The sequence below is a fragment of the Stenotrophomonas daejeonensis genome (assembly GCF_001431505.1).
Classification (GTDB): Bacteria; Pseudomonadota; Gammaproteobacteria; order Xanthomonadales; family Xanthomonadaceae; genus Stenotrophomonas; species Stenotrophomonas daejeonensis.
Window position 1 is genome coordinate 1 of the sequence record NZ_LDJP01000006.1, and the last position, 17,094, is coordinate 17,094.

General features: G+C 68.5%; 17 protein-coding genes, 1 tRNA gene, 1 pseudogene and 2 riboswitches. Of the genes and pseudogenes, 11 read left to right on the forward strand and 8 right to left on the reverse strand.

What is annotated here, in order from left to right; translation table 11 throughout:
- The 4 genes and pseudogenes from ABB34_RS00705 to gcvP all read right to left on the reverse strand — a co-directional run.
- Nucleotides 1–775 (reverse strand): annotated as a pseudogene (locus tag ABB34_RS00705) (XVIPCD domain-containing protein); the annotation flags it as partial.
- Nucleotides 776–864: 89 nt separating this feature from the next.
- Nucleotides 865–1,293 (reverse strand): type II toxin-antitoxin system death-on-curing family toxin, encoded by a 429-nt coding sequence (locus tag ABB34_RS00710; protein ID WP_057639318.1) that lies wholly within the window; start codon nucleotides 1,291–1,293, stop codon nucleotides 865–867.
- A gap of 10 nt (nucleotides 1,294–1,303) precedes the next feature.
- A complete protein-coding gene (locus tag ABB34_RS00715; RefSeq protein ID WP_057639319.1) occupies nucleotides 1,304–1,525 on the reverse strand; it encodes an AbrB/MazE/SpoVT family DNA-binding domain-containing protein in 222 nt (73 codons plus the stop codon).
- Between the two features lie 155 nt (nucleotides 1,526–1,680).
- Nucleotides 1,681–4,602: an aminomethyl-transferring glycine dehydrogenase gene (gene gcvP / locus ABB34_RS00720; protein ID WP_057639320.1), complete on the reverse strand. Its 2,922-nt coding sequence runs from the start codon at nucleotides 4,600–4,602 to the stop codon at nucleotides 1,681–1,683.
- A 105-nt stretch (nucleotides 4,603–4,707) separates the two neighbouring features.
- A riboswitch (glycine riboswitch) is annotated at nucleotides 4,708–4,811 on the reverse strand.
- Between the two features lie 285 nt (nucleotides 4,812–5,096).
- Between gcvP and ABB34_RS00725 the strand changes: the two genes are divergently transcribed.
- The 6 genes from ABB34_RS00725 (at nucleotide 5,097) to ABB34_RS00750 (ending at nucleotide 9,349) form a co-directional block, all read left to right on the forward strand.
- Entirely contained in the window at nucleotides 5,097–6,299 is a 1,203-nt protein-coding gene (locus tag ABB34_RS00725; protein ID WP_057639321.1) for a multidrug effflux MFS transporter, read from the forward strand.
- 51 nt (nucleotides 6,300–6,350) lie between these two features.
- Nucleotides 6,351–6,749: a hypothetical protein gene (locus ABB34_RS00730; protein ID WP_057639322.1), complete on the forward strand. Its 399-nt coding sequence runs from the start codon at nucleotides 6,351–6,353 to the stop codon at nucleotides 6,747–6,749.
- A gap of 72 nt (nucleotides 6,750–6,821) precedes the next feature.
- On the forward strand, nucleotides 6,822–7,880 hold the full coding sequence (gene mltG, locus ABB34_RS00735; RefSeq protein ID WP_057639323.1) for an endolytic transglycosylase MltG: 1,059 nt from the start codon (nucleotides 6,822–6,824) through the stop codon (nucleotides 7,878–7,880).
- 11 nt (nucleotides 7,881–7,891) lie between these two features.
- A complete protein-coding gene (locus ABB34_RS00740; protein ID WP_057639324.1) occupies nucleotides 7,892–8,848 on the forward strand; it encodes a DNA polymerase III subunit delta' in 957 nt (318 codons plus the stop codon).
- Nucleotides 8,845–9,198: a PilZ domain-containing protein gene (locus ABB34_RS00745; RefSeq protein ID WP_057639325.1), complete on the forward strand. Its 354-nt coding sequence runs from the start codon at nucleotides 8,845–8,847 to the stop codon at nucleotides 9,196–9,198. The genes ABB34_RS00740 and ABB34_RS00745 overlap by 4 nt, the downstream gene beginning before the upstream one ends.
- A 76-nt stretch (nucleotides 9,199–9,274) precedes the next feature.
- Nucleotides 9,275–9,349 (forward strand) — tRNA-Val (locus tag ABB34_RS00750).
- A 190-nt stretch (nucleotides 9,350–9,539) separates the two neighbouring features.
- Here ABB34_RS00750 and ABB34_RS00755 read toward each other — a convergent pair.
- From ABB34_RS00755 to proC, 3 genes are all read right to left on the reverse strand, one after another.
- Nucleotides 9,540–9,869, reverse strand: a complete 330-nt coding sequence (locus tag ABB34_RS00755; RefSeq protein WP_057639326.1) for a DUF190 domain-containing protein — start codon at nucleotides 9,867–9,869, stop codon at nucleotides 9,540–9,542.
- 10 nt (nucleotides 9,870–9,879) lie between these two features.
- Complete coding sequence (gene crcB, locus ABB34_RS00760) at nucleotides 9,880–10,263, reverse strand: fluoride efflux transporter CrcB (protein ID WP_057639327.1); 384 nt, start codon at nucleotides 10,261–10,263, stop codon at nucleotides 9,880–9,882.
- Nucleotides 10,264–10,322: 59 nt separating this feature from the next.
- Nucleotides 10,323–10,388: riboswitch (Fluoride riboswitch) on the reverse strand.
- An 84-nt stretch (nucleotides 10,389–10,472) separates the two neighbouring features.
- On the reverse strand, nucleotides 10,473–11,312 hold the full coding sequence (gene proC / locus ABB34_RS00765) for a pyrroline-5-carboxylate reductase (protein ID WP_057639328.1): 840 nt from the start codon (nucleotides 11,310–11,312) through the stop codon (nucleotides 10,473–10,475).
- Nucleotides 11,313–11,476: 164 nt separating this feature from the next.
- Here proC and ABB34_RS00770 point away from each other — a divergent pair, with 164 nt between their 5' ends.
- Together ABB34_RS00770 and ABB34_RS00775 are read left to right on the forward strand one after the other, a co-directional pair.
- On the forward strand, nucleotides 11,477–12,514 hold the full coding sequence (locus tag ABB34_RS00770; protein ID WP_057639329.1) for a type IV pilus twitching motility protein PilT: 1,038 nt from the start codon (nucleotides 11,477–11,479) through the stop codon (nucleotides 12,512–12,514).
- 157 nt (nucleotides 12,515–12,671) lie between these two features.
- Entirely contained in the window at nucleotides 12,672–13,802 is a 1,131-nt protein-coding gene (locus ABB34_RS00775) for a PilT/PilU family type 4a pilus ATPase (protein ID WP_057639330.1), read from the forward strand.
- 154 nt (nucleotides 13,803–13,956) lie between these two features.
- On the opposite strand, the gene ABB34_RS00780 is transcribed toward ABB34_RS00775, so the two are convergent.
- Entirely contained in the window at nucleotides 13,957–14,496 is a 540-nt protein-coding gene (locus ABB34_RS00780; RefSeq protein WP_057639331.1) for a DNA-3-methyladenine glycosylase I, read from the reverse strand.
- Between the two features lie 183 nt (nucleotides 14,497–14,679).
- Between ABB34_RS00780 and ABB34_RS00785 the strand changes: the two genes are divergently transcribed.
- Genes ABB34_RS00785 through ruvX form a run of 3 tightly spaced genes read left to right on the forward strand, consistent with a single transcriptional unit; the run spans nucleotide 14,680 to nucleotide 17,083 of the window.
- Complete coding sequence (locus ABB34_RS00785; protein WP_211258131.1) at nucleotides 14,680–16,014, forward strand: sensor histidine kinase; 1,335 nt, start codon at nucleotides 14,680–14,682, stop codon at nucleotides 16,012–16,014.
- A 45-nt stretch (nucleotides 16,015–16,059) separates the two neighbouring features.
- Nucleotides 16,060–16,626, forward strand: a complete 567-nt coding sequence (locus ABB34_RS00790) for a YqgE/AlgH family protein (RefSeq protein ID WP_057639333.1) — start codon at nucleotides 16,060–16,062, stop codon at nucleotides 16,624–16,626.
- Entirely contained in the window at nucleotides 16,619–17,083 is a 465-nt protein-coding gene (gene ruvX, locus ABB34_RS00795) for a Holliday junction resolvase RuvX (RefSeq protein ID WP_057639334.1), read from the forward strand. Before ABB34_RS00790 ends, ruvX begins: the two co-directional genes overlap by 8 nt.
- The last annotated feature ends 11 nt before the right edge of the window (nucleotides 17,084–17,094 follow it).

Below are 17,094 nucleotides of genomic sequence, written 5' to 3' on the forward strand. Positions count from 1 at the left end.
ACGGCGATGGCGTGCGCGACCTGGGGCGCAATGCGAATTCATCGGGGAAATGATTGCGTGGGTGCGTGGTCGCCAGCATTTCGGTGGTGCCATCGGCCAGGCGCCCCAGGTCGCGCACGCCATCGCCGTTCACGTCGCTGCCTTCGGTCTTCGGGCGGGTGACGACGTCCTCGAAGCCGGGGCTGCGCACCGCGGTCTTGGCATGACCATCGTATTGCGCGGTGGGCTCGGTGGTGGCCTTGTGGAATTCACGGGCATGGCGCTCGCCGTTCGCGTCGGTCCACAGCACCACGATGCGGTCGTCATAGACCCCTTTGCCATGAAAATTGGCGGTGCCTTCGCGTGATTCGCCTTCCGTGGTGCGGTTTTCCTGACGCAATCCCAGGATCACGCGATCCTGCCCTGCCAGCGCGCCACGAGCGGCGTCATTGCCGCGTGTGGCAATGATGCTGGCATAGACGTCATGCAACTGCGCCTGTGTCAGGTCCTTGGTTTCCTCTGCTTCCCGAAATCGAGGCGGAAGCCCTGCATGTGCCAGCCGGTCCAGCATGAGCTGCACGCTGGCGGCCTCGGTGATGGGAACGGCACCGGGTTGGCGCAAGGCGGCAAGTTGCGCTTGCGCGCGTGCCGCGACGAAACGGTCCAGCGCCTCGCGGATGACCGGTGGCTGGCCTTGGCGCAGTGTTTCCAGATGGGCAGCGGCATCGCGTGCGCGGCCTTGCTGCAAGAGGGTGGCGACTTCATCGGCCGAAGCGCGGATGGCGAACTCTGGCATATCTCTGGTCCTTGAGAAAGAGGGTGGAGCAATCCGGATCCCCCGGCGCTTTATGCCACAAATCGCAAGGGGACATGCCCCAGCCGATTTCAGCGGCGATAACTTGCGGGCTCCTCCTGCATGCTGCTGCCATGTGGGGTGACGATGCGCGGGCGCAGCCATGCGGCGAAGGCGGCTTCGTCGAGGCTGCCTTCGGCAAGGCCGAGGTACGGTGGGTACAGGCCGAGGTCGTCCGCTTCCAGCATGGCATCGTTGAGCAGGATGAACACTTCGCAGGCCACGGCGGCGGTGCGCTTGTTGCCATCGACGAACGGGTGGTTGCGGGCCAGACCGAAGGCCAAGCTGGCTGCAAGGTCGGCCAGGTCCGGTAGTGGATCGCCACAGGCGTAACGCTGCTGGGGGCGGGTGAGGGCGGATTCGAGCAATGCTTCGTCGCGCATGCCACTGCCGCCGCCGTGCTCGGCCAGTTGGCGATCATGGATGGCCAGAGCCAGAGCGCGGCCGATCCAGACGATCATCGCCGGCCTCCTATTGCGCAAGTTTGTGCAGGAGCGTGCGGCGCTTGCGCATTACTTCCTCGGCCACTTCCATCTGCGCGGCCAAGGTGGGGTCGTACGTGGTCAGGCGGATGCCGTCGGGCGTTTCCAGCGCATACAGCTCGTCGCCCTTGTCCACGCGCAGGCGGGCCAGCAGATCCTTGGGCAGGATGACGCCGGACGAATTGCCGATGCTGGTGATCTTGAGCTTCATGATGGGCTCTGGAATGTGGTTATAACGAAAGTTATCACGTTGAGAGGGGTGCAGCAATCCGATCGGGTGATGCCTCTGGCCGTCACCGCTGGCCCGGTAACGAAAACGGCCCGCATGGCGGGCCGTTTCCTTTTCCATCAAGCGTGGTGGTGCAGTCAGCCTTCCACGTCATCCTTGTACGCATCCACCGGGATGCAGGCGCACATGATGTTCTTGTCGCCGTACACGTTGTCCACGCGCGCCACCGGCGGCCAGTACTTGCCCAGCTTCAGCGACGGCAGCGGGAAGGCGGCAAGTTCGCGCGGATAGCCGTGCGCCCACTCGCTGGCCGATACCTGCGCGGCGGTGTGCGGGGCGTGCTTGAGCGGGTTGTCCTCGCGGTCCAGCTTGCCGTCCTCGATGGCCTGGATTTCGCTGCGGATCTGGATCATCGCGTCGATGAAGCGGTCCAGTTCGTGCTGCGATTCGCTCTCGGTCGGCTCGACCATCAGCGTGCCGGCGACCGGGAAACTCAGGGTCGGGGCATGGAAGCCGAAGTCGATCAGGCGCTTGGCCACGTCCTCGGCGCCGATGCCGGTGGCCTTCTCCAACGGGCGCACGTCGAGGATGCACTCGTGCGCCACCAGCCCGTTGCGGCCGGTATAGAGCGTCTTGTAGTGCGGGGCCAGGCGCCTGGCGATGTAGTTGGCGTTGAGCAGGGCGACCTGGGTGGCCTTGCGCAGGCCGGCCGCGCCCATCAGCGCGATGTACATCCAGCTGATCGGCAGGATCGAGGCGCTGCCGAAGGTGGCCGCGCTGACCATCGCGCCGTTGCCGGTGCCTTCCGTGCGCACGCCATCCTTGCCCAGCGCGCCGGGCAGGAACGGTGCCAGGTGCGATTTCACCGCGCACGGGCCGACGCCGGGGCCGCCGCCACCGTGCGGGATGCAGAAGGTCTTGTGCAGGTTCAGGTGCGAGACGTCCGAACCCCACTTGCCGGGCTTGGCGACGCCGACCAGCGCGTTCATGTTGGCGCCGTCGGTATACACCTGCCCGCCGTGCTGGTGGACGATCTCGCAGATCTCGACCACGTCCTCCTCGAACACGCCGTGGGTGGACGGGTAGGTCATCATGATCGCGGCCAGGTTGGCCGAGTGCTTCTCGGCTTGCACGCGGATGTCGGCGACATCGACGTTGCCGTTGGCGTCGCACTTGGTCACCACCACCTTCATGCCGCACATCTGCGCGCTGGCCGGGTTGGTGCCGTGCGCGGACTCGGGGATCAGGCAGATGTTGCGATGGCTCTCGCCGCGCGAGGCGTGCCAGGCGCGGATCGCCAGCAGGCCGGCGTATTCGCCCTGCGCGCCGGAGTTGGGCTGCAGGCTCACCGCGTCGTAGCCGGTGGCCTCCACCAGCATCGCTTCCAGCCCGCCGATCAGCTCCTTGTAGCCCTGCGTCTGCCCGGCCGGGGCGAACGGATGGATGTTGGAGAACTCCGGCCACGTCACCGGGATCATCTCGGCGGTGGCGTTGAGCTTCATCGTGCACGAGCCCAGCGGGATCATCGTGCGGTCCATCGCCAGGTCCTTGTCGGCCAGCGTGCGCAGGTAGCGCAGCAGTTCGTGCTCGCTGTGGTGGGTGTTGAACACCGGGTGGGTCAGGAACGCGCTGGTGCGTTCCAGTTCGGCCGGGATCAGCGACGGTGCGCTGGCGTCCAGCGCATCGATGGACGGCAGGGTGGCGTCGTCGCCGCCGAAGATGCGCCACAGCAGTTCGACGTCGGCGCGGGTGGTGGTTTCGTCCAGCGAGATGCAGATGTATTCGTCCCATGCCTTGCGCAGGTTGGCGCCCAAAGACACCGCGCGCGCCATCAGCGCGTCGGTCTTTTCGCCGGTCTTCAGGCTCAGGGTGTCGAACGCGCTGGCGTGGTGGAACTGGTCGTAGCCCAGCTGCTGCAGGCCGGCCTTGAGGATGGCGGTGAGCCGGGCGACACGGCCGGCGATACGCTTCAGGCCTTCCGGGCCGTGGTAGACGGCGTACATCGAGGCCATCACCGCCAGCAGCACCTGCGCGGTGCAGATGTTGGAGGTGGCCTTCTCGCGGCGGATGTGCTGTTCGCGGGTCTGCAGGGTCAGGCGGTAGGCCGGGTTGCCTTCGGTATCGATCGACACGCCGATCAGGCGGCCCGGCATCGAGCGCTTGTAGGCGTCGCGGCAGGCCATGAATGCGGCGTGCGGGCCGCCGAAGCCGAACGGCACGCCGAAGCGCTGGCTGTTGCCGATGACGATGTCCGCACCCATCTCGCCGGGCGACTTCAGCAGGGTCAGCGCCAGCAGGTCGGTGGCGACGACGAACAGCGCGTTGTGGGCGTGGATCGCCTCGGCGTCCTTCTCCCAGTCGGCCAGCCAGCCGCTGGAGGCCGGGTACTGCGCCAGCACGCCGAAGAAATCGCCCTTGGCCAGCGCGGCGTTCCACTCTTCCTCGGAGTTGGCCAGCGCGACGTCGATGCCCAGTGGCTCGGCGCGGGTGCGCAGCAGTTCCAGCGTCTGCGGGTGGGTGTCGCCGCTGGCGAGGAAGGTGTTGGACTTCGACTTGGCCGAGCGCTTGGCCAGGGTCATCGCCTCGGCGGCAGCGGTGGCTTCGTCCAGCAGCGAGGCGTTGGCGATCTCCATGCCGGTCAGGTCGGCGACCATCTGCTGGAAGTTGATCAGCGCTTCCATGCGGCCCTGCGAGATCTCCGCCTGATACGGCGTATAGGCGGTGTACCACGCCGGGTTCTCGAGGATGTTGCGCAGGATGACGTTCGGCGTATGCGTGCCGTAATAGCCTTGGCCGATGAAGCTGCGCAGCACCTTGTTCCTGCCGGCGATGGCGCGGATCTTTTCCAGCGCCTGCACTTCGGTCAGCGACTCGGGCAGGGCCAGCGGATTGCCGGACTTGATCGAGCCGGGGACGATGGCGTCGGTCAGCGCATCGAGCGAATCGTGGCCGAGCACGCGCAGCATCTGCGCGATTTCGGCGTCGTTGGGGCCGATGTGGCGGTCGACGAAGGCGGAGGCGTGTTCGAGGTCGCGCAGCGAGGGCGTGTTCTGGGGCATGGCGGACGTCCGGAAGAAGGCGTGCGGGGCAGGGCGGCGGGCACGCAGCCTTCCGGCGGTGGTCGCGCGAAGGCGACGCCACGGCCGGCAAGCCGGCGGCTCGCCTCGTGCCCCTCTGTCCTTTTGCCTGAGAGTTTGGAAGCGGCGGGGACCGCGCGCTTCGTGCACCTTCGGCGCCGGATTGAACCGGTCTCTCCAGAGTTTTGTTGCAGGTGGTATCGGGCCTGAGCGATTGCGGGCGTTTGCGCCTTCGGCAGCGGGGTGAGCCGCTTCTCCCACCGTGTAGCGCGGCGATTATAGCGGTTGCCCCGGACCGCTGGTGCGGCGGATACGGCTGAACGGGCACCGCCCCGGGTTCCCCCCTCCATGCCATGTGCATGGCGCCGGCACCGCCGGGCGCCTATCATGCCCGGCCCCTCCATTTTCGATGGCGTCGCCCGTGCCGGGCTGGCGCCCGCCGTGCGTCCCCCACGCACGCCACCGCTGGACGCCCGATGACCGCCGCCGCCCCGCCTTCCACCCGCCGCCTGGCCCTGCTGCTCGCCGGGCTGTCGATGTTCGGCCCGTTCTCCATCGACACCATCTTCCCGGCCTTCCCGCTGCTGGCGCGGGAGCTGGCGGTGGACGAGGTGGCAGTGCAGCAGACCATCAGCGTCTACCTGCTGTTCTACGGGCTGATGAGCGTGGCACACGGGCCACTGTCCGACGCGCTCGGGCGCAAGCGGGTGATCCTGGCGGGGCTGGTGGTGTTCGTGGCCGCGTCGGTCGGCTGCGCGCTGGCGTCCGACCTGCCGACGCTGCTGCTGTTCCGTGCCCTGCAGGGCATTTCCGCCGGTGTCGGCATGATCGTCGGCCGTGCGGTGATCCGCGACCTGTACCACGGCGCCGACGCGCAGCGGCTGATGAGCCAGGTGTCGATGATCTTCGGCATCGCCCCGGCCATCGCCCCGATCATCGGCGGCTGGATACTGCTGGGCGGCGGCGACTGGCCGCTGATCTTCTGGTTCCTGGTGGCGTTCGCGGTGCTGCTGCTCACCGCCACCGCGCGCTGGCTGCCGGAAACGCACCCGCCGCAGGCACGCATGCCGCTGTCGCCGCGCAGCCTGCTGCGCGACTACCTGCGCATCGGCCTCAACCCGCGCTTCCTGCGGCTGGCGCTGGCCGGCAGCGTCAACTTCGGCGGCATCTTCCTGTACATCGCCTCGGCTCCGGTGTTCGTGATGCAGCACCTGCGGCTGGGCCAGGGCGGGTTCGCGTGGCTGTTCATCCCCACCATCGGCGGCATGACCACCGGCGCGTTCCTGTCCGGGCGCATGGCCGGGCACACCCCGCCGGTGCGGCAGGTCGGCATCGGTTTCGCCTGCTGCGCGCTCTCGGCGCTGCTGAACATCGGCTACGTGGCTGCGGCGCCGCAGCTCGAACTGCCGTGGGCGGTGCTGCCGATCTTCATTGGCGGGCTGGGCACGGCGCTGGTCTTCCCGATCCTCGCGCTGGCGGTGCTGGACATGTACCCGCAGCAACGCGGGCTGGCGTCCTCGTTGCAGGCCTTCGTGCAGCTGATGATAAGCACCGTGGTGGCCGGCGTGGTCTCGCCGCTGCTCAGCGGCCGGCCGCTGCACCTGGCGCTGGGCATGGCCGCCTTCATGCTGCTGGGCTTCATGTTCTGGTATTGGGAACATCGCCGCCACGCCGCGTAGCTGCGGGGCTTGCCCCGCGGGTTTCTCCCTCGAACAACACAGGCAATCACCATGTCGATCCAATCCAAGGGCCGCCGCGAGGCGAAAAAGAAGCAGGCCGAGCGCGAGCGCAACCAGGCCGCCGCGAACCCGCCGGCGAAGGCCGCGGTGGAGCCGCATGCCGAGCTGCGCGACCAGCAGCGCACCCTGCTGGCGGGCATCGTCCGCCGCGATGGCGAGTGGGTGCTGGGCATGGACGGCAGGATCGCCGGCGAAACCAGCAGCGCCGCGCGCGTGCTGGCGCTGATCATGCAGGCCGCCGAGCTGCACGAGCGCGGCGGCACGCCGGTGCGGCTGATGTATTCGGACGCGCTCAAGGACGCCGCGTATGCCGAGGCGCGGGCGGCCGGCAAGGATTTCGAGCAGTTCAAGCGGGAGCTGGCCAGTGAGTTGAAGGCCGGTAACGCCTGAGCCGTCGTGCGTTTGGCAGCGGGCGCACGGTATCCTGCGCCATCGGATCGGATGTTTGTCTAGAGGTCACACATGGCGCGAGCCAGGCACGGCTGCCTGTTGGTATTGACGGTATTGCTGCTGCTGGCCGGCATCGCGGCCGGCGCCGGCGCATGGCTCTACCAGCGGCAGGCGGCGTTTGCCGATACGCCGCTCACCGCCGAGGCCGGGAGCGTGGTAGTCGCCCGTGGCGACGGCTTCAACACCGTGCTGCGCAGGCTGCGCGAAGCCGGCGTGGACCAAGGCCGGGACTACCAGTGGAAACTGCTGGCGCGCCAGCTCGACGCCGCCGGCAAGATCAAGGCCGGCGAGTATGCGCTGGACGCCCGTCTTTCCCCGCGCGGGCTGCTGCTGAACATGCGCCAGGGCAAGGTGCTGCAGTACCGCGTCACCCTGGTCGAGGGCTGGAACATCCGCCAGCTGCGCGCCGCGCTCGGCCGCGCGCAGCCGCTGCTGCACGAAACCGAACGGATGGGCGATGCCGAGCTGATGGCGGCGCTGGGCTTCCCCGACCAGCATCCGGAAGGCCGCTTCCTGCCGGAAACCTATGTCTACCAGCGCGGCGACAGCGACCTGGACGTGCTCAAGCGCGCCCATGCCGCACTGGAAAAGGCGCTGGCCGAGGCCTGGGCCGCGCGCAGCGACGACCTGCCGCTGGCTTCGCCCCACGAACTGCTGATCCTGGCCTCGATCATCGAGAAGGAAACCGGCCTGGCCAGCGAGCGGCCGCAGATCGCCGGCGTGTTCGCGCGGCGCCTGAAGCTGGGCATGCGCCTGCAGACCGACCCGACCGTCATCTACGGCATCGGCAGCAGCTATGACGGCAACATCCGCAAGACCCACCTGACCACCGACACGCCGTACAACACCTACACCCGCGCCGGCCTGCCGCCCACGCCCATCGCCATGCCCGGCAAGGACGCCCTGCGCGCCGCCGCGCAGCCGGCGGCGGGCGATGCGCTGTATTTCGTCGCGGTGGGCGACGGCAGCGGCGCGCACGTGTTCTCGGCCAGCTATGCCGAGCACAACGCCGCCGTCGCCCGCTACCTGCAGCGACTGCGCGAGAACCGCAACCGGGCGGTGCAGCAGTGAGCGGGCAGGGCATGGACAAGGGTTTCGCCCCCTGGCAGCAGCGCGCCTTCGAGCAGACGGTGGCGGCGCTGGATGCCGGTCGCCTCGGCCACGGCCTGCTGCTGTGCGGCCCGACCGGCATGGGCCAGCGCGCCGTGGCGCTGGCGCTGGCCGCGCACGTGCTGGACCGCGACATGGACGCCGCCGGCCGCGCCCGCAACGCGCAGCTGATCGCCGCCGGTACCCACCCCGACCTGCAGCTGGTGTCCTTCATCCCCAACAAGAGCGGCGACAAGCTGCGCACCGAGATCGTCATCGAGCAGGTGCGCGAGATCTCGCAGAAGCTGGCGCTGACCCCGCAATACGGCGCCGCGCAGGTGGTCATCGTCGACCCGGCCGACGCCATCAACCGCGCCGCCTGCAACGCATTGCTCAAGACGCTGGAGGAGCCGGCCCCCGGCCGCTACCTGTGGCTGATCAGCGCCGACCCGGCACGGCTGCCGCAGACCATCCGCAGCCGCTGCCAGCGCCTGGAGTTCCGCCTGCCGCCGCGCGAGGAAGCGCTGGCGTGGCTGCGGCAGCGTGGCCACGACGACGGCATCGCCCGCGAAGCGCTGGATGCCACCCGCGGCCACCCGGTGCTGGCCGACCAGTGGCTGCAGGGCGAGGGCATGGCGCTGCGCCGGCAGGTGGCCGACGAACTGGAACGGCTCGCCGCCGGCAAGCTCGGCTGCGTCGAACTTGCACAACGCTGGACCGGCGACGAACACGCCGACCTGCGCCTGCGCCACGCCGCCGACCTGGCCCTGCGCAAGGCCGGCGACGGCTTGACCGATCCGAACCGATTGCACAAGCTGGCCGCCTGGTTCGATGCCGCCAACCGCACACGCGACCTGCTGCGCACCACGGTGCGCGCCGACCTGGCCATGGTGGAGCTGCTGCTGGCATGGGGGGCGGCCAATCAGCAACAAAAGGGGAATATCCGATGAGTGCGATCAACGCCCGCCAGGGCATCCTGTCCCTGGCGGTCAAGGACAAGGCTGCGCTGTACAGCGCCTACATGCCGTTCGTGAAGAACGGCGGCGTGTTCGTGCCCACGCCCAAACGCTATTTCCTGGGCGACGAGGTGTTCCTGCTGCTGACCCTGCCCGATTCCAGCGAACGCCTGCCGGTGGCCGGCAAGGTCATCTGGGTGACGCCGCTGGGCGCGCAGGGCAACCGCCAGGCCGGCATCGGCGTGCAGTTGGCCGACGGCGCCGACGGCGAGTCGATCCGCAACCGCATCGAGACCCTGCTGGCCGGCACCACGAGCTCGGACAAGCCCACCCAGACCATGTGATGGGCGGGGCGGAAAAAAATCGCATCGATCCGTTGACGCCATCGCCGTTCTCCCTATAATGGGCGGCTCGCAGCACGGGCGGTTAGCTCAGCGGTAGAGCATTGCCTTCACACGGCAAGGGTCGCAGGTTCGAACCCTGCACCGCCCACCACGCGAATGAAAAAACCCCTGATTTCTTCAGGGGTTTTTTGTTGCCGCCATCCGCGGCGGCAACCCTTCGGGCCATCGACAAGCGATGTCAAAAACCGCTCTGGCGGTTTTATTTGTTGCCCGGATTCCGGACCGGGTCCGTGCAGGCCGAAACCCGACGGGCTTGCGCAGGGTCGGCCGCAGTAGCGCCGTCAGCCCTGCGTGCCGGGTTCGCCGATGCTGCCGAACTCCACCGGCGTGCGCGTGTAGAACAGGTGCACGTTCTCCGTGCGCAGGCGCTGGAACAGGTCGTCGGTTTCTTCCGTGGTCAGGGTCATCATCACCGCCTGCGGCTGCTCGGCCAGTTCGAAGAAGCGCGCCGAGTGCAGGCGGTGGTCATGCCCGATGCCCTCGCTGGCCGGGATCAGCGTGGCGCCCTGCAGGCCCAGTTCGGCGGCGAGGTGGAGCAGCCACTCGGCCAGCGGGCGGCCGCCGTGGAGGCGGTCCTGCCGGGTGAAGAAGGTGATCTGGTAACCGTTCATGGGGTTCTCCTCAGCTGGCCTTGAACAGCGCAACGGTGGCGATGCCGGCGAAGGTCATCAGCAGCGTGCCGGCGACGTGGATGGCGATGGCGCCCAGCGCCAGGGTGTACTGGCCACGCTGCAGCAGGGCGACGATCTCGGCGGAGAACGTCGAGAAGGTGGACAGGCCGCCGCAGAAGCCGGTGATGACCAGCAGCCGCCATTCCGGCGACAGGCCGGGAGCCTGGGCGAAGAAGGCCAGGGCGATGCCGACGATGTAGCCGGCGATCATGTTGGCGGCGAGCGTGCCCGGCGGTACGTCGGGGAACAGGGCGTTGAGCCGCAGGCCCAGCCCCCAGCGCATCAGCCCGCCCAGTACCGAGCCGACGGCGATGGCGACGATCGGTTTCCACATGGAGTCCTCTCCTTGAATCGGTGTTCGAGGACAGGCGCGCGCCCACGCGGCCCGTCCGGCCAAGCGTAGGCATCATCAGCCGCTGTCGCGGCGGTTCGCGGAGGAATGCCATCTCCGTTGCCCGGCAAATATACAGCAGCGTGGTGGCCACGGCCGGCCACCGTTTCATCGGCGAAGATGGCTTGTTTCCATGCCCGCCATCGCGCCTGTCAGGTGCCGGCGGCCAGTTCGCGCCCACGCTGCGCGGCGGCGGCCACGGCGCTGTCGACCAACGCGTGGAAACCACCGCCGGCCAGCGTTTCCAGCGCAGCCTGGGTGGTGCCATTGGGGGAAGTCACGGCCTTGCGCAGCGCGCCGGGGTCCTGGCCGCTTTCGGCCAGCATGCGCGCCGCGCCGAGGACGGTCTGCACCACCAGTTGCCGCGCGGCATCGGCAGCCAGCCCCTGCGCAAGCGCGGCGTCCTCCATCGCCTCGGCCAATGCGAACACGTAGGCGGGGCCGCTGCCGGAAACCGCGGTGACCGCGTCCATCAGCGCCTCGTCGTCGATCCAGCGGGTCTGCCCGGCGCAGGCGAGGATGGCCTGCGCGGTCCCGCGTTCGGCGGCTTCCACGTCCGTGCCGGCATACAGGCCGGTCATGCCGGCGCCCAGCAGCGCGGGGGTGTTGGGCATGGCCCGCACCAGCGCGGCCGACGGCCCCAGCCAGCGGCGCAGCGCGGCGGTGGTGACGCCGGCGGCGATGGAGACCACCAGCGCGCCCGGCGCCAGCCGCGGCACCAGTTCGGCGCAGACGGTGGCCATCACCTGCGGCTTGACCGCCAGCACCAGCGTGCGCGCGTCGAGCGCCGCGGTGGCGACGGATTCGGCCACGCGCACGCCATGTTCCTGCTGCAACGCCTGCCGTTGCGGTGCCTGCGGCTCCACCACCTCGATCGACGCGGCCGGCGTCCCCGCCGCGACCAGCCCGGCGATCAGGCTGCGCGCCATGTTGCCGCCGCCGATGAAGGCGATGCCGCCGGAAAGGGGAACGGTGTCGTGGGGTGCGGTCATGGCGGCCTCGTCGCGGGTGGGGGAATCCCCCGAAGTGTACCCATCCGCGGGCCGGGGGCCGGTGCCGGAAACCGGTCCCCGCGGCGGCATCGACCTGTTACGCGGGAGGGCTATACTGCCGGCCGGGGAAACATCTTTCGCAAACCATTTGGGGATACGCGCACATGGATATCGCCGAACTTCTGGCGTTCTCGGTCAAGAACAAAGCGTCGGACCTGCACCTGTCCGCCGGCCTGCCGCCGATGATCCGCGTGGACGGCGACGTGCGCCGCATCAACATCCCGGCGCTGGACCACAAGCAAGTGCACGCGCTGGTCTACGACATCATGTCGGACAAGCAGCGTCGCGATTACGAGGAGTTCCTCGAAGTCGACTTCTCGTTCGAGATCCCGTCGCTGGCGCGCTTCCGCGTCAACGCCTTCAACCAGAACCGCGGCGCCGGCGCGGTGTTCCGCACCATTCCCTCGGAAGTGCTGACGCTGGAGGACCTGGCCTGCCCGCCGGTGTTCCGCCAGCTGATCGAGCAGCCGCAGGGCCTGATCCTGGTGACCGGCCCGACCGGCTCGGGCAAGTCGACCACGCTGGCGGCGATGATCGACCACATCAACAAGAACGACTACGGCCACATCCTCACCGTCGAGGACCCGATCGAATTCGTCCACACCTCGCAGAAGTGCCTGATCAACCAGCGCGAGGTGCACCGCGACACCCACGGCTTCAACGAGGCGCTGCGCTCGGCGCTGCGCGAGGACCCGGACATCATCCTGGTCGGCGAATTGCGCGACCTCGAGACCATCCGCCTGGCGCTGACCGCGGCGGAAACCGGCCACTTGGTGTTCGGCACCCTGCACACCAGCTCGGCGGCCAAGACCATCGACCGCATCATCGACGTGTTCCCGGCCGGCGAAAAGCCGATGGTGCGCTCGATGCTGTCCGAATCGCTGCGCGCGGTGATCTCGCAGGCGCTGCTGAAGAAGGTCGGCGGCGGCCGCATCGCCTCGCACGAGATCATGGTGGCCACCCCGGCCATCCGCAACCTGATCCGCGAGGACAAGGTGGCGCAGATGTACTCGGCGATCCAGACCGGCCAGCAGGTGGGCATGCAGACCCTCGACCAGAATCTGCAGGACCTGGTCAAGCGCAGCCTGATCACCCGCAACCAGGCCAGGGAATACGCCAAGGACAAGCGCCTGTTCGAGTGATGCCGGGCCGGGGCCCTGAACGGGAACCGGCGACGGCAGTGGAGTGTTTCCTGTATTTCCCCAAGAACGGACGGGGATGGCCCGGGAAAGCGGGAACGGCATCGGCCCTGGCCGGCGTGGTTTCCCGATCCCCGGCTCCCGGTCCCGGAGAACGGTCATGAGCACCATCGATTTCACCTCGTTCCTCAAGCTGATGGCGCACCAGAAGGCGTCGGACCTGTTCATCACCGCGGCCATGCCGCCGTCGATGAAGGTGAACGGCAAGATCAGCCCGATCACGCAGACGCCGCTGACTCCGCAGCAGAGCCGCGACATGGTGCTCAACGTGATGACGCCGGCGCAGCGCGAGGAGTTCGAGAAGACCCACGAATGCAACTTCGCCATCGGCCTGTCCGGCGTCGGCCGCTTCCGCGTCAGCTGCTTCTACCAGCGCAACCAGGTCGGCATGGTGCTGCGCCGGATCGAGACGCGCATCCCGACGGTGGAGGAACTGAGCCTGCCGCCGGTGATCAAGACGCTGGCGATGACCAAGCGCGGCATCATCCTGTTCGTCGGCGCCACCGGCACCGGCAAGTCGACCTCGCTGGCGGCGATGATCGGCTACCGCAACCAGAACTCGACCGGGCACATCATCACCATCGAGGACCCGATCGAGTTCGTGCACAAGCACGAAGGCTGCATCGTCACCCAGCGCGAGGTCGGCATCGACACCGACAGCTGGGAAGCGGCGCTGAAGAACACCTTGCGGCAGGCGCCGGACGTGATCATGATCGGCGAGATCCGCACCCGCGAGGGCATGGACCATGCCATCGCCTTCGCCGAGACCGGCCACTTGGTGCTGGCCACGCTGCATGCCAACAACGCCAACCAGGCGATGGACCGCATCATCAACTTCTTCCCGGAAGACCGCCGCAACCAACTGCTGATGGACCTGTCGCTCAACCTCAAGGGCGTGGTCGCGCAGCAGCTGGTGCCCACGCCCGACGGCAAGGCGCGCCGCGTGGCGATGGAAATCCTGCTCGGCACGCCGCTGGTGCAGGACTACATCCGCGACGGCGAGATCCACAAGCTCAAGGAAGTGATGAAGGAATCCGTGCAGTTGGGCATGAAGACCTTCGACCAGAGTCTGTTCGAGCTGTACCAGGCCGGCGAGATCAGCTACGACGACGCGCTGCGCTATGCCGACTCGCAGAACGAGGTGCGCCTGCGCATCAAGCTCTCGCAGGGCGGCGATGCCAAGACCCTGGCGCAGGGGCTGGACGGCGTGGAGATCGCAGGCGTGCGTTGAAGCCCGCACCTTGCTTGTGCATGCGAAGCCCGGCCAATGGCCGGGCTTCGTGTTTCGGCATCCAACCGATGCAGGGGGTCTTGACCCGTAGGTGCGAGGCTTGCCCCGCACGGAGGCTTTTCCGGTGAAGCTTCGTGCGGGGCAAGCCCCGCACCTACGAGCCCCGCGCCCACGGCGGGTCGCGGGCGACGATGTCGGCCAGCACCGGGCAATCGGCGCGGTGCGCGCCGGGCAGGTAGCCCAGGCTCATCAGGAACTCGCCGGTGATCTCGCCGCCGGTGAAGCGGAAGGTCTGCTTGAACAGCTTCACCCAGCCGGCCTTGTCGCGCGGGTGGTGGGCGTCCAGCCATTGCGCGAAGCCGCCATGCGAATCGCGCAGGCCGCGGATCACGTTGGCGTTGTGGATGGCGGCCCGCACCTTCAGCCGGTTGCGGATGATGCCGGCGTCGGCCAGCAGGCGCGCGACGTCGGCCTCGCCGTAGGCGGCCACCGTGTCCACGTCGAAGCCGTGGTAGGCGCGGCGGAAACCGTCGCGCTTGCGCAGGATGGTTTCCCAACTCAGGCCGGCCTGGTTGATCTCCAGCACCAGCCTCTCGAACAGTTCCGGCTCGGCGCGTTGCGGGAAACCGTATTCACGGGCGTGGTAGTGCACATGGACCGGGTGGCCGGGGGCGAAGTCGCAGTAGGAACTCATGGGGGTGCCGGTGGTTGCATGCGACCGCCAGTATAGGCGCGGGCGTCCGTCGCTATACTCGCCGCAGGCATCATGCTGCATGCTGCCTCGTGCCCTTGCGGGAGCCGGACCCGGATGCCAGACCAGCTTGTCGCCCGTTTTCTGCATGCCCCGCTGATGCTTGTGCGGTGGCTGCAGGCATGGTTGCGCGATGTTCCCGTCGACGATCCGCTGGACCGGCGCAATGCGCCGATGTTGCAGGTGGTATCGCTGTTGCTGGCCACGCTGCCGCCCTTGGCGTGGCTGGCCCGCGCGCTGGTGCCGGACGTGCCGTGGCGGCCCGGCGAGGTTGGCTCGATGCTGGTGGGCCTGTCGATCAGCGTATTGGCGGCGGTGAGTTTCCGGCTGGTGCGCAGGGGCCGCTTCGCGTGGGCCGCGCGTCTGCTGCTGGCCGGTTTTGCCACCTCGGTGGTCCTGGCCTACCTGACCACCGGCTTCACCGCCCAGCGCTTCGAACAGCCATTGCTGGCGGTATGGATGGTGATCGCCGCGCTGATCGTGGGGCGTGCGGCGCTGTGGTGGATGTTCTGCAGCATCCTGCTGGCTTTCACCTGCGGGATCATGGTCGATATCGGTGTGCAGGGGGCGGCACTTGCCTTTGCGAACGACGTGGTGGTCAGCGCGATGATCTTCCTGCTGGTGGCGGTCGTGCTCGATCGCAGTTCGGTGGCGCTGCGCGAGAGCCTGCGCGAGGCCCGCGAACATGGTGCCGCGCTGGGCGTGGCCAACGCGCGCCTGCATGCGGAGATGGCCGAGCGCGAGCGTACCCACGCACAACTGATCCAGTCGCAGAAGACCGAGGCCATGGGCCGGTTGGCCAGCGGCGTGGCGCACGACTTCGGGAATCTTGTGGGAATCATCGGCGGCCACGTGCACCGGGGCCTGGGGACGGACGATGCGACGCGGATGAAGGCGGCCCTTGCCGGGGTGGAGTCGGCCGCGACCAGGGCGGCGATGTTGACCCGCCGGCTGATGGCGTTCTCCCGCGAGGAGGCCGAAGTCCGCGAATGGTTCGATCCGGGGCCGGCGCTCACCAACCTGGAGCCGATGTTGCGACAGTTGCTGGCACCGGCGGTGCGGATGCGGTTTTCCATCGCCACGCCGCTGCCGGAGATCCATTTCGACCGCACCCGTTTCGAACTGATGGTGCTCAACATCGCCGCCAACGCCGACCATGCGATGCCGGGCGGTGGCGTGTTTTCCGTGACCGCCCGGGAAGACACCGGCGCTGGCCTGCTGCTGGCTTTCGGCGATGACGGCATGGGCATGGATGCAGCGGTGCTGGCGCGCATCTTCGAACCGTTCTTCACCACCAAGCCGCGCGGGCAAGGCACCGGGCTGGGGCTTTCGGTGGTGAGGGATCTGATCGAGGCCGGTGGCGGCAGCATCCATGCCGAAAGCGAGCCGGGCCGCGGCAGCACCTTCTTGCTGCGCATCCCCGGGCGGGCACCGGCCACGCGGCACAGCGCCGCGGCGTGAATGCAGGGCGACCGGGCGGGGACCTCGTGCGGGTAGAATGCCGCCATGTCCATGCGCTGCGACAACCTTGCCAACCACCTGCTGATCGCGCTGCCGTCGCTGGCCGACCCGCATTTCGCGCGCGGCGTCGCGTTGATCTGCCAGCATGACGACAACGGCGCGATGGGCGTGGTGGTCAACCAGCCCTCCGAATACACGCTGGGCGAAGTGCTGGCGCAGATGGAAATCGATACCGACGACAGCCAGCTGACCGCGCTGCCGGTGCTCAGCGGTGGGCCGGTGCATCCCGAGCGCGGCTTCGTCATCCACGACGACGAGCGCGGCTGGGATTCGAGCCTGCAGGTGGGCCGGAGCCTGTACCTGACCACCTCGCGCGACATCCTCGAGGCGATGGCCCGCGGCGATGGCCCGCGTAATGCGCTGGTCGCGCTCGGCTGCGCCGGCTGGGGGGCGGGGCAGCTGGAGCAGGAGCTGGCCGAGGACAGCTGGCTGACCGTGCCGGCCGATGCCGCGGTGCTGTTCGACACCCCGCTGGAGCAGCGCTGGCAGCTGGCGGCATCGCGCATCGGCGTCGACCTGTTCCGCCTGGCCGGATACAGCGGCCATGCCTGAGACACCGTTGTCCACCGACAGCACCGTGCTCGGCTTCGACGTCGGCTCGCGCCGCATCGGCGTGGCCATCGGCAGTGCTTTCGGCGTCGGCGCACGGGCGCTGGCGATGATCGACGTGCGTGCCGACGGCCCCGACTGGAACGCGCTGGACCGCCTGCACAAGGAGTGGCGGCCGCAGGGCCTGATCGTCGGCGACCCGCTCACGCTCGAAGGCGACGACCAGCCCAACCGCAGGCGCGCCCGCGCCTTCGCCCGCCAGCTGCGGCAGCGCTACGGTGTGCCGGTGCTGCTGGTGGACGAACGTTCCAGCTCGGTGGAGGCCGCGCGCCGCTTCGCCGTCGAGCGCGCCGAAGGCCGCAAGCGCCGCCGCGATGCCGCCAGCCTCGACGCGGTGGCCGCCGCGGTCATCGTCGAACGCTGGCTGTCCGCCCCGCACGACGCCATTCCCGTCACCTGACCGAAAGACCC

What these genes read in the sequence shown, in the direction of transcription:
- ABB34_RS00710 (WP_057639318.1), bottom strand. Translation starts at nt 1,293, where the DNA reads ATGATCGTCTGGATCGGCCGCGCTCTGGCTCTGGCCATCCATGATCGC.
- ABB34_RS00715 (WP_057639319.1), bottom strand. Translation starts at nt 1,525, where the DNA reads ATGAAGCTCAAGATCACCAGCATCGGCAATTCGTCCGGCGTCATCCTG.
- gcvP (WP_057639320.1), bottom strand. Translation starts at nt 4,602, where the DNA reads ATGCCCCAGAACACGCCCTCGCTGCGCGACCTCGAACACGCCTCCGCC.
- ABB34_RS00725 (WP_057639321.1), top strand. Translation starts at nt 5,097, where the DNA reads ATGACCGCCGCCGCCCCGCCTTCCACCCGCCGCCTGGCCCTGCTGCTC.
- ABB34_RS00730 (WP_057639322.1), top strand. Translation starts at nt 6,351, where the DNA reads ATGTCGATCCAATCCAAGGGCCGCCGCGAGGCGAAAAAGAAGCAGGCC.
- mltG (WP_057639323.1), top strand. Translation starts at nt 6,822, where the DNA reads ATGGCGCGAGCCAGGCACGGCTGCCTGTTGGTATTGACGGTATTGCTG.
- ABB34_RS00740 (WP_057639324.1), top strand. Translation starts at nt 7,892, where the DNA reads ATGGACAAGGGTTTCGCCCCCTGGCAGCAGCGCGCCTTCGAGCAGACG.
- ABB34_RS00745 (WP_057639325.1), top strand. Translation starts at nt 8,845, where the DNA reads ATGAGTGCGATCAACGCCCGCCAGGGCATCCTGTCCCTGGCGGTCAAG.
- ABB34_RS00755 (WP_057639326.1), bottom strand. Translation starts at nt 9,869, where the DNA reads ATGAACGGTTACCAGATCACCTTCTTCACCCGGCAGGACCGCCTCCAC.
- crcB (WP_057639327.1), bottom strand. Translation starts at nt 10,263, where the DNA reads ATGTGGAAACCGATCGTCGCCATCGCCGTCGGCTCGGTACTGGGCGGG.
- proC (WP_057639328.1), bottom strand. Translation starts at nt 11,312, where the DNA reads ATGACCGCACCCCACGACACCGTTCCCCTTTCCGGCGGCATCGCCTTC.
- ABB34_RS00770 (WP_057639329.1), top strand. Translation starts at nt 11,477, where the DNA reads ATGGATATCGCCGAACTTCTGGCGTTCTCGGTCAAGAACAAAGCGTCG.
- ABB34_RS00775 (WP_057639330.1), top strand. Translation starts at nt 12,672, where the DNA reads ATGAGCACCATCGATTTCACCTCGTTCCTCAAGCTGATGGCGCACCAG.
- ABB34_RS00780 (WP_057639331.1), bottom strand. Translation starts at nt 14,496, where the DNA reads ATGAGTTCCTACTGCGACTTCGCCCCCGGCCACCCGGTCCATGTGCAC.
- ABB34_RS00790 (WP_057639333.1), top strand. Translation starts at nt 16,060, where the DNA reads ATGTCCATGCGCTGCGACAACCTTGCCAACCACCTGCTGATCGCGCTG.
- ruvX (WP_057639334.1), top strand. Translation starts at nt 16,619, where the DNA reads ATGCCTGAGACACCGTTGTCCACCGACAGCACCGTGCTCGGCTTCGAC.